Here is a 23,716-nt window from a genome sequence, read left to right on the forward strand (position 1 = left end):
GATAGGGGCGCAAAGGGAAAAGGCAAATCGGCGGAATTTTTCCGCTTTCATTCTAATCGGATAATTATTAGAGAATACACCGTCCGGGGTGGAGATGGCGGCGGAGTTCACCATAGAGATAAACGGCAGGCGGATCGAGGTCTCCGCGCCCGCGGAGAGGTCGCTCCTTGACGTAATCAGGGAGGATTTGGGCCTCACCGGCACCAAGCGCGGCTGCGGCATCGGCGCCTGCGGCGCCTGCACCGTGCTCATCGACGGAAAACCCCGCCGCTCCTGCAGGATCAAACTCGGCGAAGTCGCCTGCAATTCGGGATCGGGGATCAGGGACCAGGGATCAGGAAATGCTGTTCCGGGTCCCGGGTCACGGGTCCCGGGTCACGGGTCACTGATCACGACCATCGAGGGTCTTTCTGACGGCAACAAGCTACACCCGATCCAACAGGCGTTCATGGACTGCGGGGCCATACAGTGCGGATTCTGCACGCCGGGCATGGTGCTGGCCGCAAAGGCGCTGCTGGACAGAAACCCCTCGCCCACGAGGGACGAGATAAAGAGGGCGCTCGCCGCGAACCTCTGCAGGTGCACAGGCTACCAGCAGATATTCGAGGCGGTGGAGAAGGCCGCCCTCGAGATGAAAGCGACGCGCTGATTGAAAAAAGGACACGGGGGAAAGAGATGAAAAAGAGGGCTTATACCTGGATATTCATAGCGATCGCAGTGCTGGCGTTGCTCGCCGGGGTCATCTCCTTCGCGGCAAGGGGGGCGCTCAACGCGATCGAGCGCCAGAGGCACGACATCCTGGGCCTGGCGATAGAGATACAGGACTACGGCATAAACGTCGCCGCCGCGTCGCTGGCGCTCAAGGGGATAAAGATCTACCCCGCGGGCAAGGAGGACGAGGCCAGCCTGCTCGCGAGCGCGGAGCGGCTCAACGTCTCGCTCGCGCCGTGGGACCTCCTCAGGAAGGCGATCCACGCGCGGAAGATCGTGCTGGTCAATCCCAGTATCAAAGTGGTCCGCAGCTCGGCCGCCGGGTACAACTGGGACGCGCTCGATCTTGGAGAAGAGGACAGCAAGGCCGAGGCTGAGGATAAAGACAAGGAAAGCGAGTGGGAGGTCAGGGTCGACTCCGTAAAGGTGCGCGGGGGCGATGTCTCCTACGTCGACAAAGTCGACGGGCACAGGCTCAGGCTGAGCAGTCTCGACATGACGATCAGCAACATCTCAAAGCAGGGCGACGACGACGATCTCCCCACGCAGCTGGCCATCAACGCGAAGATAGACGAGAACAAGGGCAGCCTGAACGTCAAGGGCAGGCTCAACCTCTTCGGCGAGGGGGTGAACTTCAAGCTCCGCTCCATAATCGGCAACTCGCCGATCACCTACTACCGGTCGTTCTACGCGGGCAGCGCGCCCTTCCCGATCGTCGGCGGCAGCATCTCCATCACCAGCCAGGCCACGTCGAAGAAGAGCGAGCTGGTCGCGAACAACCACGCGACCATCTACAACCTCAAGGCCGGGGGCGGCGTGAAGGGCGACCTCATCAACGCCTTCGTGCTCAAGAGGCGCGCTCCGATCGAGGCGGACGTGACGGTGCGCGGCAACATCGAGGAGGGCAGTTTCAGCGTCGGCTCCAGGATATCGGCCGGCATAGGCGAGGGGATACTGGCGCAGGCGAGGTCGATACCGGACCTGCTCAGCCCGGCGGAGAAGATAAAGAGCAGGACGAAGGCGATCGGCGACGGAATGAAGGGCCTGTTCAGACGCTAAATCGCGTCGACATCGAGTCTGTTCCCGGATACGTAGGTGGCCTCAATGGCGCGGCTGTCCCCCCGGTACATGAGAAGGGACAGTATCTCGTCCGCGTCGAGGTCCGAGGGCCGATAGCTCTGATCGATACCCGCGATGTCCACCACGTTGAAGTCCGCAAACTTCCCCTGAGCGAGATTGCCTGTGTCCCGTTCCATGGACATCGCCCCCGCGCCCCCCATCGTGGCGAGCCAGAACGCCTTCCTGGGGCCCACGGCCGCGCGGGCCTGAGCGTAGTCCGCATGGCGCATGGCGGTGAAGATCGACATCGATGTCCCCGCGCCCACGTCCGTGCCCAGACCGTACTCTATCCCGGCCGCCTCAACCCTGTCGGCGGGCATATCGCCGCTCTTGAGGAAAAAGTTGGAGGTGGGGCAGTGCGCTATCTTCGTCTTCGACTTTCCCAGACGCGAAAACTCGTCTTCGGAGAGATGTATCGCGTGCGCGAGGATCGTGCGCGGCCCCAGCGCGCCCGCGTCCTCGAACAGCTCCACATAGTCGCGGTGCCTCGGGAAGAGCTCGCGCACGCGCGCGTTCTCCTCCACGGTCTCCGCTATGTGGCTCTGGAAATAGGCGCCCGATTCCCGCGCGAGCTTCGCCGCGCCGCGCATCAGCTCCATGCTGCATGCGGGCGCAAAACGCGGCGTGAAGGCGTAGGAGAGCCTCCCGTCGGCAGCGCCGTGCCAGCGCGCTGCCAGCCTCTCGCTCGCGGCGAGCGACTCGACGGTATTTTCGATGAGCTCAGGGGGCGCGAATCGGTCCATCATCACCTTGCCGATGAAGCAGCGCACGCCTGAGCCGTAGGCGATCTCGAAGCAGCGATCGGTCGCGTCCTCGTGAACGCTGGAATAGAGCCCCGCGGTCGTGGTGCCGTTGAGGATGAGTTTCTTGAAGAATCGGGTGGCCACGTCGGCGACCACCGCAGGATCGGAGAACGCCGCCTCGGCGGGGAGTATATAGCGTTCCAGCCACTTGAGCAGCGTGGCCCCGCCCTTGCCCCTCGCGTCGAGCTGCGGGATGTGGGAGTGCACGTCCACGAGGCCGGGCACGATGAGCCGCCCGGACAGATCGACGAGACTCCCCCTCGCCTTCCCGTCGAAGGGCCCGCATCCCGCGATGCGGCCCGCGCCGTCCACGACGAGCATGCCGTCGCGGATGTCATCGACCCTGTCCGGACCGACGGGATTGATTATCCGGCCCCTGAAGATCGTCTGCGACTCAGTTCCCACTCGCCCCCCACGACCGGCCTCAGCCTCTCAGCCTCTGAGAACAGAGGCTACGCGCAGGGCGTGGAAAATTCAAGGAGAGATCATTCGGCCATGGCCGGGTGGGGCGAAACGGTGAGGGTGTAGACGAACTCGCCCTCTATCGAGGGCTCGACCACGTCGGTCGCCTTGATCCTTATCTCAAAGGCGCCCTCCTTCTCAGGCACGCCCTCGACGTATATCTTGCCCTCCTCCTCCGCGTCCATCTGGAGCAAAAGGCCCACCGGGAGCACGCTGTGGCCCCAGGCGTACCCGTAACCCTTGCCGCCGGTCGCTGTCAGCACCGCGCTGTAGGGTTCGGCGACCCTGGCTTCGAAGATGAGATGCGCGAGCTCCGGCAACGGCTCGATTTTGATCTGCCCCCTCGCCTCGAACTTTGCGGAGTTTGCAGCGGCCGGCGCAGCGCGGCTCACGCGCCTTCTAACGCCCGCCTCGACCGATCCCGCGGCAATCGCCCCGATCATCAATATTATGATGCAAGAATACAGCCTGCCCATGCCCCCTCCTGTCCGACCGATCCACGAGGGGATAAATGAGCAAGGACGGTGCCATCGCGCCGACCTGAATAACCAAATGATATCAAACTTTTACAAAACCGTTCCCCTTTCGATTTGATAAAGCGTCAGAGGCGGCGACAGTCAGTCGAGGCCGATGCGCCTGCGCCAGAGTTGAGGGTCTCTCTTGAACAGGACCTCGCGCTTGTCGAGGTGTCTGAGAAATTCGATATCGCCATCTGAGCTTCCGGTCGCAACATAGCGGCTCTTGAACTCAGCGGGTATATTTTCCAGGTACTGCCGTGCCATATCTGTCCCGAGGTACAGCCCCAGGTGCGAAGGCATGCGTCGCTTGAACATCTCAAGAATCTTTCGCAGCGTCGCGCCGGAACGCACGTCGTCCTCCACGACCAGCACTCGCTTTCCCTTCAGCCCGGAGAGTTTGTCCAGCGCCGTAAGCGTGCGCTCCCCGTCAAAATCCGCCTCCGGTATGTTTATCGCAACCGTCCTGAGGCCAAGCTCCGCAAAGATCGGCTCATATGCAAACCCCTCCGGCCCCACGATCAGGGCAGCGTCGTAGCCGTCGGCCGCCGCCTTGAGGGCGGTGCGGAAGGAGGCGACGTAGGAATGAGGGATATGCTCGTTTTTCACGCCGCGCTGTTCGGCAAGCCTGGAGCCCATTTCGATATAGCGCCCCCTTGCCAGATATTCCGCCGTCCCATACGGGAGGAGCGAGTCAGCCTTGATGAGCCTCATCGCATAGAGAGAGGCGCTCCCTACGGATCGATCAGCGCCGGGACTCAGGACTTCATTGAACGCACGATTATCCATGTACAAATTGATAATGCCTTCCAATCTGCTGACGATGTACCTTCGGACCTCTTCCGCGCCGGGGAGAAAATGGTTGATGGAAAAGTATAGCTCCTCTTGCGATCGGATAAATTCCCTGACCGCGTCCATGACCTCGCCCCTGGCGCCATTGACGATGAATATCTCGCGGAAGGAACGCAGGGCGTTTCTCAACCTCCCAAGCGTTGTGTTCATTCGTTCGTGGAGCAGATACACGCTGGGGAGGTACGGGGTGTCCGGCATGTTGGCCGCGTGATGAACCGCTATGCCGAGCCCCTCCAGCCCTGCCACCGCCTCACGCTTGGAATACGTCTCCGTACTGTGATTGAGGTACACGCCGATAGAAGCGGGTTTATAGGGCCGGAGCAGCCTGACCGCCTCCCTGACGGACGCACCCGTGACGACATCGTCGTCCAGGAGCAGTATTCTCCTGCCCTCGATATCCTCCTGCCCGGCTTTATCTATGAAGCGGGACCTGGGCCTCTTCCGATTGTGGGCCTTCACATCAATGACCAGCGTCTTGAGGCCCAGGACCTCGGCCATCGCCCCTGAAAAGAGGCCTGCACGTGCGACAGGCACCACGAGATCATAGGATCTCGAGAGAATCGTGAGGTCGCGCGCCAGCTGAATCTGAGAAAACGCATTTTGATCAAATTTTCGACACCCCCTGCTCGCGGCAAAGGTCCGGGAGCGTTCACGCATAGCCATCTCAAACGCAGTGAAAAACGACCCCCAGAAAAAAAGAGCGCCATCTTGAATATTGCGCAGGTCGGATTCCGGTATTTCAAGCGCATCAAAGTATTCAAGGTCATGCACCGCCAATTGCCAGTCACGATGAGATCTGTCGCCGATCGAATCTACGATTGAGCGCAATCCGGCAAAATCATGAAACGTTGCGAATGCCCTACGAGCAAAACACCTATCTCGCTTATTGCTGACATTCGCATTCGCATATTCTATCAGGAATCTCTTCTCATCCGGCGTGAGGACCACACTCTGAGACCTCGCTGAATTCAGCAGCCCATGTGCCATCAAATTCATCTGCCTTAAGAAAGCCTCATCATCGAAGGCCAGTCCGAGCCTGCGCTCGGCGAACTCGACCAGGAATGGGTTCTGACGAAGCGCTTCAAGAAACTCGTCGCGATCCTCCATAAAGCCGCGAAATCCTGCCTCGGCCGGCGAGATGGCCTCGCTATAGCTCTGTGCGGTTCGAGAGATAAGCCCTGAGCCGACGGGCTCGCGGGTCTCGGCCAGCCTTTTAAAAGCGCTGATCGCAGCGGCATCATCTGCATGAAAAACAGATGTCGCAGGCCTTATGTTGGAGAGCGGCATTAGCCCTGAAAGGATCGGCGACCAGGAAAACGATCGAATCAAAGATGGCTCTAAATTGCTCATACCCCTTCCCTTGAGCTTGTTCCTCTTATTATGTCTTCGGCAATAACCTGAAAAAGTTGCCTTACTTCTGACCCCCCTCGGAACCCTGGCAGCATGAATCCACTTCTTACTGCTGACCTGGCATAAAATATGGCATATTTTTTGGTATATTTCATACTGTGTCGATCTAATTAACCAAGAATATCAATAAGATACATAAGGTCGTCTTCCCATGACCTGGCAGCGGTGCGTACCAGAAACAAGCTGATAGTTACTGGTCGTCATTTGACCAGAAACAAGCTGATAGTTACTGGTAGTTATCCACAATGAATGCTAATGCTTAAAACAATGGACCTCGATAAAAAAGCGGCAGAGCTCAAAGCGGCCCGAATCCCCTTCTGCCGGGCCACCGTGGTGCGGGCAGAGGGCTCCGCGCCCAGGCGCGCAGGCGCGAAGATGATCGTGACCGCCGACGCGAGCTTCGGCACCGTGGGCGGCGGCGGCGTGGAGCACATGGCGATCGAAGAGGCGCGCAGGGCGATGCGCAGGCGCGCGCCAGGGGTCGAAAGATACGACCTCACGGAGGACGGCGTCCAGCCGTGCGGAGGTTCGGTGGAGATATTCTTCGAACCGGTCTCGCCCCCCAGGAGGATCGTGGTCTTCGGGGCGGGGCACGTGGCCGAGAAGCTCTGCCCGATGCTCGCAGAGGCCGGCTTCGAAGTGACGCTCGTGGACGAGCGCGCGGAGAGGCTCTCGGTCGGGGCGTTCAAGGCGGTGGCGCAGAGGGTGAACATGCTGCCGGGCGACTTTCTGCCCACCCTCGATTTCGCGGACGACCTCCACATAATCTGCGTCACCCACAGGCACGTGCACGACGAGTCGATCGCGCGGTTCTGCCTGGGCAGGCCGTTCAAATACCTCGGCGTGATCAGCTCGCGCAGCAAGTGGAAGCTCTTCTGCGACAGATTCCGGTCGGAGGGTTTCTCCGAGGAGCAGATATCGCGCGTCACCGCGCCGATCGGCCTCGACATCGGGGGGGAGACGCCGTTCGAGATCGCGGTGGCCATAGTGGCGCAGCTGATTCAGCTCCAGGAAAAGCCGGATGACTTTGACGAGGGAAGGTGTCATTTCGAGTTGTGATTTGTGAGTGGTGAGTGGAGGCACAGATGAAGGCAACGGGTCACTCCATAATCGGCATCATACTCGCAGCAGGCGCCTCCGAGCGCATGGGCAGCCCCAAGGCCAATCTCGAGACGGCCGGAGGGGAGACGCTTCTCGATCTCCAGCGCAGGCTACTCGTCTCGTCCGGATGCGAAGGGGTGATCGCGGTGGTGGGGGCCGACGCCGCGGCGATAAGGGAGCGCAACTCATCGCTCGACGTGAAATGGATAGAGAACAGCGGCTGGCGGGACGGCCAGTTCTCATCCCTCGTGAGGGGCATCGAGGGCGCCATCGAGCAGGGCGCATCCGGCGCCGTGGTGCTGCCCGTGGACTCGGCCGGGGTCCGCGGTGAGGTCGTGGCCTCGCTCATCGAGACGGCGCTGCGCAACCCTCACCTGGACGCGGTGGTCCCGGAGCACGAGGGCAGGCGCGGCCACCCGGTCTGGCTGTCCAGGAATTTCTGCGAGTCGCTGGCGGCGCTCGACCCGAAAGACAGCTCCTCGAGGCTCGACGCGAGGCTCAAGGAAAGCCGCAGGACGATCTATCTGCCGGTGGGCGATCCGAACATCTGCCGCAACATAAACACGCCGGACGATTGGAAGGAGTTCGAGAAGATCCGCCCCTAGGCGGGCCGGCGGCCCTTCCCCCCGAAGAGGCCCGGCCTCGAGAGCGCCTCGCGAAGGAACCTCGCGAGCAGCCCGGCCGCGGCGAACCTCCTGTAGTCGGCTGTGGAGCGGATGTCGTCTATGGGCGAGATCTCGTCGAAGAGCGAATCTCGCGCGGCCTCTATTAGCCCCTCGCTCAGCACCTTCCCGGCCAGCAGCGCCTCGGTGCCCGGCGCGCGGACCGGAACCGGCGCCACGCTCCCGAGAGCTATCTTCATCCACTCTATGCCGCCGTGGCGGATGCGGCCCCGCACGCACATCGAGACCTTGGAGATCGCCTGCGCCCTGCGTTGCCCGAGCTTGTAGAAGGCCGACCTCTCCTTGCTGTCGGCCTTGGGGATGCGGATGCGCGCCAGGAGCTCGCCCGCCTCGGCCGCGGTCTTCCTGTAGCCGGTGAAGAACTTCGCGGCCGGGACCCACCGCTCCCCCTCGAGGTTCTTCACGAGAAACTCCGCGCCGTGCGCGAGGAGGACCGGGAGCGTGTCGCCGGCCGGGGATGCGTTCATGACGTTGCCGCCTATGGTGCCGCGGTTCTGTATCTGCGCGCCGCCGACGGTGAGGCAGGCGCAGGCGAGCGCGGGGAGGTGCCTTCTCACCGCATCGTCGGCGGCGATCCTCGCGTGAGTCTCCATCGCGCCGATCTCCACCGCTTCAGGCGTCTCGGCGATGCCGCGCAGCTCCTCTATCGCGGAGAGGTCTATGAGCCCCTCGAGGGATGCGGCGCCGGTGCGCAGCCGGACCAGCAGATCGGTGCCGCCGGCGAGCGCTTGAGCCCTGCCCTTGTGCATCACCATGAGGCCGATCGCCTCTCCCGCGCTCGCCGGTTTGTGGTATTCAAGGGCCATCAGCGCTTCCCCTTCTTGAGCTTCGAGCATTCCTCCACCGCGGATATTATCCTCTTGTAGCCGGTGCAGCGGCACAGGTTTCCTGAAATCGCCCTGACGATCTCGCCGCGCGCGGGTTTGGGGTTCCTCATGAGCAGCGCCTCGGCGGAGACGAGCATGCCCGGCGTGCACATACCGCACTGCACCCCGCCCTCCTTCACGAAGCACTCCTGCAGCGGGGACAGGTGCGAGGCGCTGCCGAGCCCCTCCACGGTGGTGAGAATCGCGCCGTCTGAGAGCTGCCCCCAGAGCACGAGGCAGGAGTTGACCGCTTCGCCGTTGAGGAGCACCGAGCATGCGCCGCACTCCCCCTCGCCGCAGCCCTCCTTCGTGCCGGTGAGGGAAAGCCTCTGCCTCAGCACGTCGAGCAGCCGCATGTCCTCCGGCGCGTCGACCATCCGCTCCGAGCCGTTGAGTATTATCTTCTTGATGACGCTCGACATCCTGACACCCCTTTATTTCATCCTCCGCCACTCCTCGTACAGCCTCTCCGGCGTGATCGGTATCGACGACACCCTGATGCCGGTCGCCGCGTATATGGCGTTCGCGATCGCAGGCGCCGGCCCGTCCATGGGCAGCTCGCCCACGCCCTTGGCACCCATGGGGCCGCGGCTGTACGGCTCCTCGACCAGGATCGTCTCCATCTCAGGGGCGTCGGCGGAGGTCGGTATGATGTAGGTCTGTAGCCTGTCGCTCCTCACGATCCCCGAACTCGATGCCACCCTCTCCATCAGCGCCCAGCCCAGCGCCTGCAGCGTGCCGCCTTCGACCTGCCCCGCCGCCATGAGCGGGTTGATCGCGCGGCCGAGGTCCTGCGCGAGCCACATGCGCGGCACGCGGACCTCGAAGGTGTCCATGTCCACCTCGACCTCCGCCACGTCGCATCCCCAGGAATATGTCGGATAGGCGTCGCCGCGATAGCTCTTCTCGTCCCATTTTATCCCGGGCGGAAGCTCGTATTCCTCGGTCACCGAATAGACCCCTCTCTTGAAGGCGTAGGATCTGATCAGCTCCGAGGCGTCCGCCAGCCGCTTCCTGCCGTGCATGAGTGCGCCGCCCTCGAAGGAGAGCCGCTCCGGCCTCACCCCGAACTCACCCGATGCGAACTCGAACAGCTCGGCCCTGAGCTTCGCCGCGCACTTGGCCAGCACCGAGCCCATGATCATCGTGGTCCTCGATGCCACCGTAGGGCCGCTGTCCGGGACGTACGCGGTGTCCGGCGTGGGGAGCTCTATGAGCCCGATGTCGAGCCCGAGCTGGTCCGCGGCCATCTGCCGAAGCACCGTGTGCGCGCCCTGCCCCATGTCGGTGCACGCGGTCAGCACCGAGATCTTCCCCTCGGGCTCCAGTCTCAGCGCCGCCTTTCCGCGAAGCACCGCCTCGCCGGAGCCGGTGAACCCGGCGCCGTGCATGAAGAGCGAAAGGCCGACCCCGCGCCTGATCGCGCCCGAGATCTTCTTATGCCCCTTCGCGAGCCTCTCGAACTTCGAGCGCCGCGCCGCCTCCTCGAGGACCCTGAGCGCCGCCACGCTCTCGGTGAGCCTCTGGCCGGTGGCGGTGGTGTCGCCGACTTTCAGGCAGTTTCTCCTGCGGAACTCGAGCGGGGAGAGCCCCGCCGCCTCCGCCACGCGGTCCATGTGTACCTCGACCGGGAAGAGGGCCTGCGGAGCGCCGAAGCCGCGGAACGCGCCGTTGGGCGGGGTGTTGGTGGCGTAGGCGGCCGCCCTCACCCTCACGCTGGGGCAGCGGTACGGTCCTGCCGCGTGGATGGCGCCGCGGGAGAGCACGACCGGCGTGAGGGTGACGTACGCGCCGGCGTCCAGCTCGAAGGAGATGTCCATCGCAACGAGGGTGCCGTCCTTCGCAACGCCCGTGCGATGGCGGACCCGCGAGGGGTGCCGCTTGGTCGTGAACCTTATGTCCTCGTCGCGGTCGTAGACGATCTTCACCGGATGCCCGCACTTGCGGGAGAGGATCGCGCAGTAGCCGGCGAGTATCGACGGGTAGTCCTCCTTGCCGCCGAAGGCGCCGCCGACCACTGACTGTCGCACCGAGATGCGGTCCTCGGGCACGCCGGTGAGCACCGAAAGGGCGCGCGAGACATAGTACGGGCACTGCATGGAGCCCTCAACGAAGAGCCGCCCCCCCTCCCAGCGCGCGACCATCCCCTGCGTCTCGATGTAGATGTGCTCCTGCGAACCGGTCTCGTAGGTCCCCTCCACCACGAGGTCGGCGCCGGAGAGGGCCGAATCCACGTCGCCCTTTTGGATCTCGCAGCGGTGGACCACGTTGTCGCTGCCGAATATCTTTATCGCCGCCGCCTTCGCCTCATCCATCGTGAGGACCGGAGCCAGCTGCTCGCACTCCACCTCGACTGCAGCGGCGGCGGCCCGGGCGAGCTCGCGCGTGGGCGCGGCGACGAGAAGGACCGCCTCCCCGGCGTGCCTGATCTCGCCGGTGACGATGAGCGGGAGGTCGTCCTCGATCATCGCGACGCAGTTCTTTCCCGGGATGTCCTCGGCGCGGGCGACCGCCGCCCGCCCCCACTCGAACGAGGGCGAAAGGGTGAGAGATCTCAACCTGCCGCGGGCGATGGGCGCGCGCACGACAGCGCCGTGCCACATGCCGGGCAGGACTATGTCGTCCGCGTACCTGGCGGCGCCGGTCACCTTCTCGACCGCATCGGTGCGGACGACGTTTTCCCCCACGAAAGGCATGATGGTTTTCTACAGGCAGGGCGGTGCGAAATCAAGCGTGGCCGTAGAGCGAGATGAATTTGTCTATGGCGCCGAAGAGGTCCTCCTTGCGGATCGGCTTCTGCAGGATCGTGGTGTGGTTGAGCCTCTTGAGGGCCTCCAGGGAGGCCGGCTCCAGCACGCTCACTATCACCACCGGGATCTTCATCGTGCTCTCGTTGCCCCTGAGATAGACGAAGAACGACTCGCCGGAGAGCGGCTCCATGATGATATCGAGGATTATCATGTCGTAGCGGCCGTCCTCGAGGCTGCGCAGCCCCTGCATGGCGTCGCTCATGAGGTCCGCCTCGTAGCGCGGCTCGTCCTTGAACATCTCCCTGTATATGGAGAGCATGTCCAGGTTGTCGTCTATGACAAGGATCCTCACCCTGCCCTTGCCGGACAGCATGTCGGAAGAGTCCCCCATGGTTTCCTCTTCATATATTATAATATAAAATCAATAAAAAACCTATATACCCTGAACGGGAGACTCAGACAACCAACTGATTTATATGGTTAATCATGCTGATTTAGAGCTAAGGAATGCCAGGGAACGATGCCCTTGCGCAGTGCCCGGTGCGGTGTTATAGGGGCTGGCCGCAAAAGCGGGCGTAATTCAATGGTAGAATGGAAGCTTCCCAAGCTTCATACGTGGGTTCGATTCCCATCGCCCGCTCAGAAAAAAGACCCCCAAAGGGGTCTTTTTTTTGAGCGGTGTGGTGTCGCTCGAAGCCGCTGGTTCCGACCTTCAACGGTTTAAAGCACTCCGTAGGAGTGCATATAATGATGAAGTGCCGGCGCGTGGGGAGTGCGCGCCGGCGATTCCCATCGCCCGCTCAAAGAGTTGTTTGAGAATCAAAAGGTTGGCGGCCAAAAAAAGACCCCGGTATCAACCGGGTATCAACCCTGTGGGGTCAGAGATTCAAAATCCGCCTGAGTTTTGTGAGCTCCCTCACATTCTTCTCCCTGGGCATCCTTCGAACGTTCTGTATCTTCCACTGCAGGGCAGGCAGTCTGTCGATTCCGTCCAAACCCATGAGGTCCCATTCCGGTTCACCCTTCTTGATGGACAGGAGGAATTGCCTCTCAACGAGGGTCAGCGAACCGAGCAGCTCCTTAAGAAATGCATCCCGTGTGGCTATCAGGTCGTCGCATGTGACTTCGACGGCTGATATGTCCTTGAACTCGTTTTCGAACGTCTGCCTGATATCCTGCCATGAAGGATTTAACAGTTCATTCATCGGGCGATTGTGGCTGGCGAGATAGATGACGAAGGCCCTGCGGATGTCATCCGTTAATCCGCTGCTTTCCAGGAGCAATTTGACGTCGAAGAGATCACGCGGATGCTGTCTGTCGAGGGCGGCGCAGAGCTTGCCGCCGTAGAGGTCCGCGATGGAAAGCAAATGAGCGCTTACGGACAGCTCAAAGAGGTCCTCGGCTTTTTTGGCAAGCGTCAGCTCTTCGCACGGGAAAACCGTGCCGCGTATGATTTCGTTGGGCTCGATCTTGATGAGCGCACCCTCCCTGCGCACAAAGAGTTTGGTGACACGGACTTCGCCCTTTGCCTTTATTCGTTCGATCTTTGAATCAGGCATGGAGCGTTTGATCCTGTCCGCCAGCTTCTCCAGGGCATCGCTGATGTTTTGAAGCGCTTCGTCCCTTGGAGTCACGGGCAGGAAGGTGAGATCTATGTCGACGGAGAGCCTCGGCATGTCCAACACGAAGAAGTTCAATGCCGTTCCACCCTTCAGGGCAAATCGCTCTTCGTCGTGGAGGTGCGGCAGGACGCGCAGCACGAGTTCGGCCTGTTTGAAGAATGGGGTTCCTTTCACGCGCCCGCTCCTTCTTCCTCTTCGGAAAACGACTCGGGAACAGTTATCCGGTATTTGTTATTAAGGCGTCCGCCCTTGACGATCAAGCGGTTTCCAGTGCCGAGATCCACTTTTGAAAGGTTCAGCTTGCCTGCCCAGGCATGACGATAGTGTGCGGCCATGAAGATGAAGAGCCGCTTCACCTTTATTGAGTTGCACGACTCGAGCAGCTCCTGAACCAGCTTGGGCCTGAGGGTCGTCATGCCTTCCATCAGGAGTCCCGCTTCCTCAAAGGATTGTCTTTGGGGAACGAGGTAGAGGACCTCCATGATGGCACGTTCAGGAGCGGATATGGATATGGCATATGAGTCGAGGTTGTGTCTGGTGAGCCCGGATTCGCCCTTCTTTGAAAGGAAGAGGTCTGTCATGGAATACTCTGTCTCCACGCCCCAATCGTGTTTCTGGAACCATGAGGGGAGCTTTGTCAGGGGAGAGCCAAAGAGAAAAACCTTCGGTCTCTTCCCCAGGGGGAGAAAATGCGCATAGCCGGTCAGCTCAAGCGCCGTTTTCCCGCCGGCATGTACGGGCAGGCGCAACTGCTCTTGGAGTGCGTAAAGGGCGCCTGTCCAGTCGACGGCTTCGTCGAAGCGGACAAATGCCCCCCGTCCGACACTCTTGAGCCACGCACCTTTTTGGTAGGTATTCACGAGCTGCCGGGAGACATCCTGTTTTTCAAGCCAGGAATACACCGCCACCGTTTTTGCGGGCCATAGTTTGAGAATCCGGTTTAATTTAGTGCCACTTTGTCTATTCATGCTTTACATATTAGCATCAAAATAAACCCAAATCAATAGTCAGTTTGATTTAATGCTAATATGTCTAGTTTTGCTTTACAAATGATCACTTATTTAAAGTATCAATAAGCTCAAAGACATACTATTGGATTGTTAGCTGCCGGTTGCAGTTTTTTAGGGCTGCAACCGGCGTTGCAATCTAATACAGAAAAGCGCTGCTCATAACCCTCTGTAATCACGCCGCAATTAGACAATCTGGGGGGAAGGTCATCTTTCCCTAAACCATTGCGTCCTTTATTCTCCTTCGTCCCTGCGATCCCATCATACTTGGCTCTTGGATGAAGCTAGTGACTAGGGCATGCAAGGGAGAAGGAATGCAGGCCTAGCACAAGATGCCAACGTGACGGGGCGGTTCGGCGGCGCTTTTCGAAGCGTGGCTCGAGGAGGCCGGATTCAGTAGCCTACATGAACCGGCCGACGAAAGCCCCCGACGAGCCGGCGTATGAGGCGAGGAGGGATAGCGAGAAAACGCCCCGAACCGCCCCGTCTGCAAAATTTCGGGAATTGCCGCGTCGCCCTTCGGGCTCCTCGCAATGACAAATCCCGTTATCCCTTTATCACGCCCATGGGCTTGAGTTTTGCTACCTTGCGCGAGATGCCGGCGCCCACGACCGCGTCCACGACCTCCGCGACATCCTTGTACGCCTCCGGCACCTCCTCGACCACGGTGTCGCGCGACGCGCCGCGCACGACGATCCCCTTGGCCGCCAGCTCCTGCTCGATGTTGCGGCCGCGGCATGCGCGCTTGGCAGCGTGCCTGGACATGAGGCGGCCGGCGCCGTGGCATGTGGAGCCGAAGGTCTCCTCCATGGCCTGCGCAGTGCCCACGAGCACGAACGAGTAGCGGCCCATGTCGCCGGGGATGAGGACCGGCTGGCCGATCCCGCGATACGCGGCCGGGACCTCGGGATGGCGCGCGGGATAGGCGCGCGTGGCGCCCTTGCGGTGCACGCAGAGCCTCTGCGAGCTGCCCCCCACCATGTGCTCCTCGAACTTGGCGATGTTGTGGCACACGTCGTAGACAGGCCTGATGCCGTGATCCGCAGGCCCCATCTTCAGCGCGTGCTCGAGTGCCTGCCTCACCCAGTGCGTGATGACCTGGCGGTTTGCGAATGCGAAGTTGGCCGCCGCAGCCATGGCAGCGAAGTACTGCCTGCCCTCGGGCGAATCCACCGGCGCGCAGCAGAGCTGCTTGTCAGGCAGCTCGATGCCGTACTTGCGCGATGCCGCCAGCATCCTCTCGATGTTGTCCTCGCAGACCTGATGTCCCAGCCCGCGCGAGCCGGTGTGCACGGTGATCACGACCTGGCCTGGGAAGAGCCCCATCACGTTCGCGGCCTGCTCGTCGTAGATCTCCACCACCTCCTCAACCTCCACGAAGTGGTTGCCAGAACCGAGCGTGCCGAGCTGGTCGCGGCCGCGCTGCTTTGCGCGATCGGAGAGCGCCTGCGGGTCGGCACCCGGGAGGCAGCCCGCCGACTCGATGAAGGCGAGGTCGGCTTCCTCGCCGTAGCCGTGGCTTACGGCCCATTCCGCGCCGTCCTTGAGCACGTGCTTTTCGTCGTCAGGACCCAGCTTGAAACTCTTGTGATGGGAGCCGACTCCGGTGGGGATGTCGCGGAAGAGCTGGTTCACGATCTCGCGCATGCGCGGCCTGACGTCGTCGACCGCAAGATCGGAGCGCAGCAGGCGCACGCCGCAGTTGGAGACGACGAACCCGTCTGCGATGAAGTTGTGGGCGGGGTGGTCCATGGTGAAGTCATACACCGGCCCATCATAAGGCTCCTCATCCACAGCAATCACGGATTCCCACACGCAGCCGCTTCCACCAAGACCAGCAGTGCTGTTGCGTGTGAATTCCTCTAATGTCTGAAAACCCTCCACAACCCTCACGCGCGTCGACCTTTCGCTCATCGACCTCTGCACAAACTGAAGATTCGGCGCCCAGTTTTTGAAATAGGCATATGCCGATCTGGAATCTGTGCCGGTCATCCTCACGTAATCGCGGATGTTGTCGGCCAGCTGTTCCCTGAGGATGAGGTGGCGTTCCTTGAACTTGAGATACGCCGCCGCCTCCGCTCCCCTTGCCTGCCTCGCTTTATTGTATTCAAAACCGATTTTGCCATAAAGATTGACGAGGCTTTCGCAGCGTCCGGAGAGCATCAGCCGAAGCCTGCACGTAAGCCCACCTCTCTTTGAGGTCGATTCCTTCCTCTCCGATATCTTGAGAGTCTCCACGCCGAAATCGCGCAGCATCCTGGAAATCTGGCCCAGGAATTTTCTTCCGTCCTCAGCAAGACCTTCACGCTTGTTCATGTCGAGTACCGGACAATTGAAGTTGCGACCGTGCCCGGTCATCGTCCTGGGCGTGCTGAGCTCTGCGCCAAAGAGCGCTGCCAAAAACAGCCTTCTCTGCCAGGGCTGCGCCTTCTTTACCCATCGAGGAACTTTATAGGAGACTTCGGCTTTCCTGCCAACCGGCACACACAGCGCCGACATAAGCGTCCCAAAGGCATTGCCCCGCACAAAGAAGAAAGATTCTCTTCGTTCGAATTCATAAACATTGTAGTGTGTTTGAATCGAATGTCTGCGGTCTCGATGATATATCGGGGAAGGAGTGAAACCCGAAGCCAGGACATCATACCGTATTGATCGGAGATCATCTTCCTTCCCATAGAAACCGGCCACATACCTACGTCTTCCCTTTTCGAGATAAAGCGTGCCATCGCCGAAAATGAAGCCGAGAATGCGCAACAAATGGGGCAGCTGAGGCGAATCGTATCTCAGGGGGAGGACCCCTTTTTTTCTCAGGTAATTTATGACCTGAAGGGAGGAATTGCCGTGTCTGCCTCTTCCGATCTGCCTCAACTCGGACAGGATGTCGGCATCATCGACAATTACATCTTTCTGAGGCGGCTCAAAAGGAACTCCTTCAAAATGATAGACAGCGACATCTTCGCCCTCTGCGATTTCGCCGATCGGTATCATACCTGAAGGCGTGAGTACCGGATGCTCACGTGTTGCTTCAAGTATCTTACCTGATTCGGTCGTGAGGCGAATCACTCTTCCGCCTGACGACCTCCTGATAAACGCCTTGATTCTGGCCGGCTCAAGTCCGCTCAATTTGTCGAGACACGGCAGGATATCAGTGGACTGTGGATTCTGGAAGGAGGCCACAGGTCGTTTGCAGCCGTAACTATCTAATATCATTGAATATTCGGTCAGACAATTCACGTCATAACCAACTCCGCCAGGGGATATAATTCCCTCGTCCGCATCGAACGCAGCCACGCCGCCGATAGGAAACCCGTAGCCCCAGTGGATGTCGGGCATTGCCAGAGACGCGCGGACGATGCCCGGGAGCGTGGCGACGTTGATCACCTGCTGCACGCTCTCGTCTTTGAGGATGTCGTCCAGCATCCTGCGCGAGGCGAAGATGATCCCGTCCACGCGCATCTTGCCGTGTTTCGGTATGCGCCACGCGTAGTCGTGGATGCGTTCGAGGTCCATGTCAACCTCCCTGTGCAAGGGATTGCCGCGTCGCCCCTTTTTGCCTCCCGCAGGCAGGGGCTCCTAGCGATGACATCGTTACGACTTCTCGAAGACGTTGGCGGGCGCCGGATAGCCCTCGTAATCGCCGCTGGGGAGTCTGCGCCCCTTCATGTAGGAGGCCAGCGACTTTGCGACAACGCCCGAGAGCAGCCAGAGCGCGATCAGGTTGGGGAACGCCATGAGGAGGTTGGCGATGTCCGCGTACGCCCAGACCGTGGCGATCCACTTGTAGGAGGTGCCGGCCACCGCGCCGAAGAAGAGGACGATGCAGTAGACGAGGCGGAAGGGCATGATCGCCTTGCGGCCCAGGAGGTACTCGGCCGCGCGGTCGCCGTAGTAGCTCCAGGAGATGGCGGTGGAGTAGGCGAACAGCGTGATGCCCATGGTGACGATGTACTCGCCGCCGGTGAAGCCTGCGCCGAACGCAGCCGACGTGAGCGGCGCGTCGCGCAGTCCGCTCATCCACTTGCCGGAGGTGAGGATCACCAGCGCGGTCATCGTGCAGATCACTATCGTGTCGGTGAACGGCTCGAGCAGCGCGACCAGCCCCTCCCTCACCGGAGGGGTCGTCTTCGACGTGGCGTGGATGATAGGCGCCGATCCCAGCCCCGACTCGTTCGAGAAGAGCCCGCGCATGACCCCGGCCCGCATGGTGAGCATGATCGCCGATCCCACGAAGCCGCCCGCGGCCGCGGCGGGGTTGAAGGCGTGATAGAAGATGCTGCCGAGTGTTGGTATTATGTGCGCGTGGTTCATGCCAAGGATGTAGACCGCTCCGCCCACGTAGGCGATCGACATGAACGGGACGAGGATGCCGGCGACCTGCCCTATGCGCCGCATGCCTCCCACGATCACGAGCCCCGTCATCACCGTGATGACGATGCCGGTGATGACGTGCGGGACGCCGAAGGTGACCCCCAGTATCTGCGAGACCTGGTTGGCCTGGACCATGTTGCCTATGCCGAAGCAGGCGAAGATCGTGAAGAAGGCGAAGATGACCGAGAGGAACCTGAAGCGATGCCCCAGCCCCCTCTCGATGTAGTACATGGGGCCGCCGGAGACTGTGCCGTCGGCGTGTATCGTCCGGTAGTGCTGCGCCAGCGTGCACTCGGCGAACTTGAGCGCCATGCCGAGGAACGCGGTCACCCACATCCAGAAGACCGCCCCCGGACCGCCCAGCGCGATCGCGGCCGCCACGCCCGCTATGTTGCCCACGCCTATGGTTGCCGACAGCGCCCCGCAGAGCGCCTTGAAGGGGGTGACGTCGCCCGCCACCTTCGGATCGTCGTACTTGCCGGCGGTTATGCGCACCCCCTCGGCGAAGCCGCGGAACTGGACTAAGCGCGTCCTTATGGTGAGGAAGATCCCCGTGCCCAGCAGGGCGACGATGAGGACCGGGCCGGTGACATATGCGAAGATGTCGGAGAGTATCTCTGGCATGCGGCCTCCTTTGCAGGACGCCCCTATCTGTATCTCAAAGGATAAAGGGTGGCAAAAAGAAAAACGCGCCATCGGGGGGCGCTGAAATCACCTGGCCTTTTTGACCGCCGCCTCGACGGGCGGGAGGCTGCTCAGTATCGTCTTGAGGGCCTCCATACTGTGCAGTTCATCCCTGCCCTTCTTCATCGCCGCTTCGAGCATATCTATACGCCGGGTGAAGTTCGAGGGGTCGAGGCCCTCCGACCATCTTTTCATCCTCTCCATCTCGAGGTGTCCCATGTGGTGCGCCATGACGCGTATGAGCATTTCGCTGTCGGCCTCGTCGGAAGCAGCCCCGGCGGCGACGGCCAGATCCTTTATCGTCTCGGAGAAGATAGCGGGGTCGAAGCCCAGCTCCCGGTCGAGGACGCCCGCCTCCGCAGCCGCCTTCAGAAGATCGCGGCGCCTCTTCGCATCCCCTTTGAAGTCGGCGCCGAGGATGGCGGCGACCAGGTTCTTCTTGCGGGCCCTGATGACCGCGGCCCTGATCTCGTCGGCTGAGGAGCCGCTCGAAAGCCTGTAGGCAGGGGCGACGAACTCCTTGAGGAACTCCTCCTCCATGCCCTCCTTCATCTCGATCTCGTCGAAGCCGTCCCTGTCGAACATCCCGCGGATCCTCTCCCCGCTCGAATACCCAAAGAAGTGCAGCGATACGATGTCCGTGCTCACGGCCGCGGCACCCGACTCGATGTACGCACCGGCATTGTCGTTGTTGTCCGGATCTGCAGCCTCGCTGATCCACCCTAAATCCACCGACCTGTAGAATTCGGGGTCCAGGTCGTCTCCGTAGAGACCGCGCTCCAGCACGCCCCTCAGCTTCATGGGGAGATCTCTGGATATCTTTATCGCCTGATCCTGATCCTTCTTCCAGAACTCGTCGTTGCCTATGGTGCTGTCGATTGTTCCTCCAGTCCGGAGGGTATAGTTGACAGCCTTCAGCCTCATCATCGCGCCAGGAAGGAAGAAACCGACAATCGCCTTGGCGACCTCGGAGAACCCGTAAAGGACGTAGGCGCCGCTCTGCAGGGCAGAAGGCCAGTCGGCGACGCCATGGACAAATCGATCCCACATCATCTCATCATTTGCATCGGCCGCTCTGCTCTCCAGCGAGAGCGCATAGTCATTGTCGTCGCCCCTCATAGCCATGGCAGCGCCCTCGGCGGCGACCTCGGCGAGCATAGCGATAGCCGCGATCTCCCCCACAGCCGCGACCCCGAACCTCGAGCACGCCTGCGCGAACCTTCCTCCGGTCAGCCTGTTGATCGGCATCTCGGAGAAGAACGCCGCCGTCGCAATTAGCGATGCCATCTCGGGGTCGACGCCCGCCTTGTCGGCGAGCCCACCCACCGCCTTTGACATCAGGAGCCCCACGCCGATGCCGCGCACGAGATCGATCGGCACCCTGCCCGCGCCCCTGGCCAGCGTCGCCGCCCTCGCAGCGACCGTCTCTCCAGCGACCGCGGTGGCAATCCTGGCGCGAATGGCTGCGCCCGCCGCCTCGCCCGCGCGTATTGACTTCGCCACCTCCATCCCGGCATCGATGCCCTGCATGCCGTAGTGCATGGTGTAGATGACGAACGCGAAGCGCATCGTCGGATTATTTATCCCGAGCAGCTCCGCAGCCTCCTCGGCGGCGAGCCATGTCCCCACGCCCATGCCGGTGGCGACCGCCGCATCCTGCACCCTCGCCTTGAACGGCTCCCTGACCTCGGCCACTGAGCCCTGCGGCCCCTTCTCCGCAATTGACTCCGCCATCCTCAGCAGGCCCTCCTCTATGGCGACACGGACCCGCTTTATCGTCCGCTCGCTCCAGACCTCCTCGATCGCATGCGGAATCCGATCCACAGGGATCCCGCTTCTCAGGCCCTCCTCGATCACTCCCGGCATGAACTCCGGGAGTATCTCGTTCGCGAACGCGGTGCCGCGAATGCGCGAGAACTGCTCGGTCGACCGGTCGAACGCCTCTGCGAGCTCCGCCTCCGAGAGCCTCGCCGACTCTGTGACGCCGCCCTCGTAGGCTGCGGAGGGATCCAGCATGGCGCGCACGTTCTCGTGGAAGAGCTTTTCAAAGGAGTCGCGCCAGCCTCCCTCGAATCCCATCCTGTCGAGCCTGGGGGAGACGAACTCCGCAGGGGAAAGCATCAGCCCATGCGGCGCAGTCCTGGCTGAGACCGATCTGGGCGCAGCATCCTCGGGATTCCATATCGACTGCCTTGCCTCGGGCGTGAACACGTCTTTCAGGGTCGAAACGCACGGTGCATTCGCGCCCGAGAGGGCATCGACCGGAACGGCCGAGGAGGAACGCGCCTCGACCTTCGAGGCGGCGGCCGCATCGGTCCCGGTCCTGTGTATTTCACCCGCGGACATCATATATTATAATCTCCCCTTCGGCCTTACGCTGTCCCTGGCCCTCTCGGCTGCACGCCGCGCCCTCCCCAGCTCGCCCGGCGGAACCTTAAAGTCCGCAGCCAGCTTGCCCAGTTCAGATGCGCTCGGCCGAGATCCCAGCGCCGCATCCACAAGCCCGCTTCCTCGGGCCCACTCCGCGAAGGCGTCCGGCCCTCCAAACCAGGCATTGAGGCAATCGGGCGTCTTCGGGGGCTCGATCGGGGGGGCCATCCTGAGAAATTCTCTGAGCGCCCTCTCCGCCGCAATGACCGGATCGTAAATCGTCCGCTGGGGTATCGTTCCGACCCTGATCTCGTTCGAAGATGCCATCTCCCAGCCGACGGCCCCTTCCATACTGGTTCGGCAGACCCTGATGTCGCTCAGCACGTGCTCCACCACGCCCCTGCGCTCCTCGACATCCATCACGAGGAATTCCTCGCCGTGGCGCGCCATGATCTCGAGCGTCGCGCGGCTCAATGTGTCCTCGTTCAGGAATTCGACCGAATGGGCGAGGATCTGGCCCCTCATCCGGCTCTCCACAGAATCGACCGACTGTCCGCCCGGCCTCTCTCTGCCTTCGGCGACAGGCACTTCGACTTCAGTGAAACTTCGTTCGCTGATCAGCCAGAGCTCCTCGGAAGGGGTCATGAGGAACCCGCCCCTGTCGATGACGCCCTCCGGCAGCCGCTGATCGGACTCCCTCGCCCCGGGCAGTTCGACATCGTATCCCGTCTCTATATGGCTGATCATCGCGTCGGCGGAATCTGGACCACCGCGATGCAAATACATTTGTCCGGTCGCGAGATTGTAGACGCGGAATTCAGGGGGTTCCGTCTCAGGGGGGGCGAGAAGATTGGGGAAGTAAGAGTCCCTGTACTCCGGAGGTTCCGTGAGCATGGCTTTCACGAATTCGTTGGCAGTGGCCTCAGATCCCTCCGAGGGCGAACCGCCCTCGGCGCCGGGGATGCACTGCGGCCCTGCGCCCCTGTCCACGTTCTTCGGATTGAAATCGCCCATACAGACTCCTGTCCCAAAAAGGCCTGCAGCTGTGGCAGACACTCCCCCGCCTACTCTAATTATCGGCAGGGGATGGGGGCCAAGTTGCGCCATGGAATAAAATTAAATTATGAGTAATTACAGACGGTTAAAGCGCTCCGCCGCCTGTGGGAGAATTCACGCAACTATTTGACCGGGGATGCGATAAGGTAACTGGAGGGGGAAAGATGGGTGTGGTCATAAAGCCGGTTTTTCTCTGCATGCCCGGGCCGCTCTCTCGGCCCGCATCAGCGGCTCCGCTCGCGGGCTTCGCCTCGGCGCATCTCCCTGATATCTACTGCGGATCAACGCAATCTCCCTTGTACATGCCGTCGGCTTTCACAAACGCCCAGTTGCTCATGGCCTCCGAGATCGGGGGCGGCTCCCCATCGGGGCCGGCCTTCCCTCCGTCCGGATCGGGCGGCGGGGATGGCGAAGGGGGCGGCAGGGTGAAGGGCCCATGGAGCGCGATCCCCTCGCTCAACGCCTCGGCAACCGACCGGGTATCGGCGATGCTCACGATGACAAGCGCGGAGGAGATCAAAAACAGCATCATGGTCGATCTGGCGGGCATGAAGAGCGATGAGGCGCAGCTCGACTACCTCAACGACGTGCTGTCCACGATGGGCTCGCTCGCGCACGGCAAAGGCGCGCTCAAGGCCCGCGAAATGACGGAGGTCGCCCATCTCGTCGCCTGCGCCGCGGACGGCCTCACAGGCTCGATCACGGCGTCGGACGTGCAGATGGCGGAGGGCCTGAAAGAGGCGAGGGATACGATGCGGCAGATCGTCGCCGTTGCGGATCGCCTCGAGCGCACGATCCTCGACTCAGGGGACATGGACCGCGCCACGGCCGGGAGGCTGGCGCACATATACGCCATAGCGGCGCTCAAGGGCGCGTGCTGCGAGGCGAACATCGCCAGGGCGGAGACCGGCGTCCGCGACCGCGCCTACAAGGCGCACGCCGCGAGGGCGCTACTGCTGCTCCTGGACACGGCGAAGCGCTTCAGGAGGCTGGGCAAAGAGGGGGAGGAGCAGAATATCATGGACCGCATCGAGGAGTTTGCGGAGGGCAACGGCATAACCGGCGCCCCTCAGAAGTGGGCGATGCTCACCATCACGAAGTTTCTCGAGGACGACATAAAATACATGCACCGCAGGGGCGGGGCGAAGGGCGAAGAGGTCTTCAGGCGCAACCTGACGTTCGCGATGCAGGGCAACCGCAGCCTCGGCCCGGCCGTACTCGAAAACTGCATCGGGATATTGTATGCGTCGGGCGACGCGGAGAGATACAACCGCTACACGGAGTGGTACAGGCGAGAGATCATGCTCTCCGAGCTGCTCGCCCTGGCATAGCCCCGA

The 23,716-nt window shown here is 61.5% G+C and carries 18 protein-coding genes and 1 tRNA gene; 6 read left to right on the forward strand and 13 right to left on the reverse strand.

Features of this window, described 5'->3' with window-relative positions; genetic code table 11:
* The first annotated feature begins 94 nt into the window (after nt 1-94).
* Nucleotides 95-649 carry a (2Fe-2S)-binding protein gene (locus JXA24_03780; GenBank protein MBN1282873.1) on the forward strand — a complete coding sequence of 185 codons (555 nt, stop codon included), beginning with the start codon at nt 95-97 and terminating at the stop codon, nt 647-649.
* A 26-nt stretch (nt 650-675) separates the two neighbouring features.
* Nucleotides 676-1,770: a DUF748 domain-containing protein gene (locus JXA24_03785; GenBank protein MBN1282874.1), complete on the forward strand. Its 1,095-nt coding sequence runs from the start codon at nt 676-678 to the stop codon at nt 1,768-1,770.
* Here the strand turns inward: JXA24_03785 and guaD are convergent.
* The 3 genes from guaD to JXA24_03800 form a co-directional block, all read right to left on the reverse strand.
* Nucleotides 1,767-3,038, reverse strand: coding sequence for a guanine deaminase (gene guaD, locus JXA24_03790; GenBank protein MBN1282875.1), 1,272 nt, complete (start codon nt 3,036-3,038; stop codon nt 1,767-1,769). The two genes, JXA24_03785 and guaD, sit on opposite strands and share 4 nt — an antisense overlap.
* A gap of 80 nt (nt 3,039-3,118) precedes the next feature.
* The gene (locus JXA24_03795) at nt 3,119-3,571 is read right to left on the reverse strand and encodes a hypothetical protein (GenBank protein MBN1282876.1); all 453 of its coding nucleotides are present in this window, start codon (nt 3,569-3,571) and stop codon (nt 3,119-3,121) included.
* A 141-nt stretch (nt 3,572-3,712) separates the two neighbouring features.
* Entirely contained in the window at nt 3,713-5,812 is a 2,100-nt protein-coding gene (locus JXA24_03800) for a phosphoribosyltransferase (protein ID MBN1282877.1), read from the reverse strand.
* 327 nt (nt 5,813-6,139) lie between these two features.
* On the opposite strand from JXA24_03800, the gene xdhC reads away from it, so the two are divergent.
* Together xdhC and JXA24_03810 are read left to right on the forward strand one after the other, a co-directional pair.
* Nucleotides 6,140-6,931, forward strand: a complete 792-nt coding sequence (gene xdhC / locus JXA24_03805; protein ID MBN1282878.1) for a xanthine dehydrogenase accessory protein XdhC — start codon at nt 6,140-6,142, stop codon at nt 6,929-6,931.
* A gap of 26 nt (nt 6,932-6,957) precedes the next feature.
* Complete coding sequence (locus tag JXA24_03810) at nt 6,958-7,578, forward strand: nucleotidyltransferase family protein (GenBank protein ID MBN1282879.1); 621 nt, start codon at nt 6,958-6,960, stop codon at nt 7,576-7,578.
* On the opposite strand, the gene JXA24_03815 is transcribed toward JXA24_03810, so the two are convergent.
* From JXA24_03815 to JXA24_03830, 4 genes are read right to left on the reverse strand one after another with little or no spacing between them, the layout of a single operon-like run.
* Complete coding sequence (locus JXA24_03815; protein ID MBN1282880.1) at nt 7,575-8,462, reverse strand: xanthine dehydrogenase family protein subunit M; 888 nt, start codon at nt 8,460-8,462, stop codon at nt 7,575-7,577. The genes JXA24_03810 and JXA24_03815 overlap by 4 nt on opposite strands.
* Entirely contained in the window at nt 8,462-8,944 is a 483-nt protein-coding gene (locus JXA24_03820; protein ID MBN1282881.1) for a (2Fe-2S)-binding protein, read from the reverse strand. Before JXA24_03820 ends, JXA24_03815 begins: the two co-directional genes overlap by 1 nt.
* Nucleotides 8,945-8,956: 12 nt before the next feature.
* The gene (locus JXA24_03825) at nt 8,957-11,218 is read right to left on the reverse strand and encodes a xanthine dehydrogenase family protein (GenBank protein MBN1282882.1); all 2,262 of its coding nucleotides are present in this window, start codon (nt 11,216-11,218) and stop codon (nt 8,957-8,959) included.
* 31 nt (nt 11,219-11,249) lie between these two features.
* Entirely contained in the window at nt 11,250-11,663 is a 414-nt protein-coding gene (locus tag JXA24_03830) for a response regulator (GenBank protein ID MBN1282883.1), read from the reverse strand.
* A gap of 178 nt (nt 11,664-11,841) precedes the next feature.
* Between JXA24_03830 and JXA24_03835 the strand changes: the two genes are divergently transcribed.
* Nucleotides 11,842-11,912: transfer RNA gene (locus JXA24_03835), tRNA-Gly, on the forward strand.
* 238 nt (nt 11,913-12,150) lie between these two features.
* Here the strand turns inward: JXA24_03835 and JXA24_03840 are convergent.
* From JXA24_03840 to JXA24_03865, 6 genes are all read right to left on the reverse strand, one after another.
* Nucleotides 12,151-13,068: a nucleotidyl transferase AbiEii/AbiGii toxin family protein gene (locus JXA24_03840; protein MBN1282884.1), complete on the reverse strand. Its 918-nt coding sequence runs from the start codon at nt 13,066-13,068 to the stop codon at nt 12,151-12,153.
* Nucleotides 13,065-13,862: a type IV toxin-antitoxin system AbiEi family antitoxin gene (locus JXA24_03845; protein ID MBN1282885.1), complete on the reverse strand. Its 798-nt coding sequence runs from the start codon at nt 13,860-13,862 to the stop codon at nt 13,065-13,067. The genes JXA24_03840 and JXA24_03845 overlap by 4 nt, the downstream gene beginning before the upstream one ends.
* A 585-nt stretch (nt 13,863-14,447) precedes the next feature.
* Nucleotides 14,448-17,411: an intein-containing RctB family protein gene (locus JXA24_03850; GenBank protein MBN1282886.1), complete on the reverse strand. Its 2,964-nt coding sequence runs from the start codon at nt 17,409-17,411 to the stop codon at nt 14,448-14,450.
* A 78-nt stretch (nt 17,412-17,489) separates the two neighbouring features.
* On the reverse strand, nt 17,490-18,893 hold the full coding sequence (locus JXA24_03855) for a sodium:alanine symporter family protein (protein ID MBN1282887.1): 1,404 nt from the start codon (nt 18,891-18,893) through the stop codon (nt 17,490-17,492).
* An 87-nt stretch (nt 18,894-18,980) separates the two neighbouring features.
* Nucleotides 18,981-21,299 (reverse strand): hypothetical protein, encoded by a 2,319-nt coding sequence (locus tag JXA24_03860; GenBank protein MBN1282888.1) that lies wholly within the window; start codon nt 21,297-21,299, stop codon nt 18,981-18,983.
* Between the two features lie 6 nt (nt 21,300-21,305).
* On the reverse strand, nt 21,306-22,337 hold the full coding sequence (locus tag JXA24_03865; GenBank protein ID MBN1282889.1) for a hypothetical protein: 1,032 nt from the start codon (nt 22,335-22,337) through the stop codon (nt 21,306-21,308).
* 206 nt (nt 22,338-22,543) lie between these two features.
* On the opposite strand from JXA24_03865, the gene JXA24_03870 reads away from it, so the two are divergent.
* Entirely contained in the window at nt 22,544-23,710 is a 1,167-nt protein-coding gene (locus JXA24_03870) for a hypothetical protein (GenBank protein MBN1282890.1), read from the forward strand.
* Nucleotides 23,711-23,716 lie beyond the last annotated feature (6 nt).

Source organism: Pseudomonadota bacterium, assembly GCA_016927275.1.
GTDB lineage: Bacteria > UBA10199 > UBA10199 > 2-02-FULL-44-16 > JAAZCA01 > JAFGMW01.

Coding starts and splice junctions, on each gene's coding strand:
- JXA24_03860 (MBN1282888.1), bottom strand. CDS start 21,299: ATGTCCGCGGGTGAAATACACAGGACCGGGACCGATGCGGCCGCCGCC.
- JXA24_03820 (MBN1282881.1), bottom strand. CDS start 8,944: ATGTCGAGCGTCATCAAGAAGATAATACTCAACGGCTCGGAGCGGATG.
- JXA24_03850 (MBN1282886.1), bottom strand. CDS start 17,411: ATGGACCTCGAACGCATCCACGACTACGCGTGGCGCATACCGAAACAC.
- JXA24_03800 (MBN1282877.1), bottom strand. CDS start 5,812: ATGAGCAATTTAGAGCCATCTTTGATTCGATCGTTTTCCTGGTCGCCG.
- JXA24_03780 (MBN1282873.1), top strand. CDS start 95: ATGGCGGCGGAGTTCACCATAGAGATAAACGGCAGGCGGATCGAGGTC.
- JXA24_03815 (MBN1282880.1), bottom strand. CDS start 8,462: ATGGCCCTTGAATACCACAAACCGGCGAGCGCGGGAGAGGCGATCGGC.
- JXA24_03845 (MBN1282885.1), bottom strand. CDS start 13,862: ATGAATAGACAAAGTGGCACTAAATTAAACCGGATTCTCAAACTATGG.
- JXA24_03865 (MBN1282889.1), bottom strand. CDS start 22,337: ATGGGCGATTTCAATCCGAAGAACGTGGACAGGGGCGCAGGGCCGCAG.
- JXA24_03810 (MBN1282879.1), top strand. CDS start 6,958: ATGAAGGCAACGGGTCACTCCATAATCGGCATCATACTCGCAGCAGGC.
- JXA24_03795 (MBN1282876.1), bottom strand. CDS start 3,571: ATGGGCAGGCTGTATTCTTGCATCATAATATTGATGATCGGGGCGATT.
- JXA24_03855 (MBN1282887.1), bottom strand. CDS start 18,893: ATGCCAGAGATACTCTCCGACATCTTCGCATATGTCACCGGCCCGGTC.
- JXA24_03825 (MBN1282882.1), bottom strand. CDS start 11,218: ATGCCTTTCGTGGGGGAAAACGTCGTCCGCACCGATGCGGTCGAGAAG.
- JXA24_03785 (MBN1282874.1), top strand. CDS start 676: ATGAAAAAGAGGGCTTATACCTGGATATTCATAGCGATCGCAGTGCTG.
- xdhC (MBN1282878.1), top strand. CDS start 6,140: ATGGACCTCGATAAAAAAGCGGCAGAGCTCAAAGCGGCCCGAATCCCC.
- JXA24_03830 (MBN1282883.1), bottom strand. CDS start 11,663: ATGGGGGACTCTTCCGACATGCTGTCCGGCAAGGGCAGGGTGAGGATC.
- JXA24_03870 (MBN1282890.1), top strand. CDS start 22,544: ATGGGTGTGGTCATAAAGCCGGTTTTTCTCTGCATGCCCGGGCCGCTC.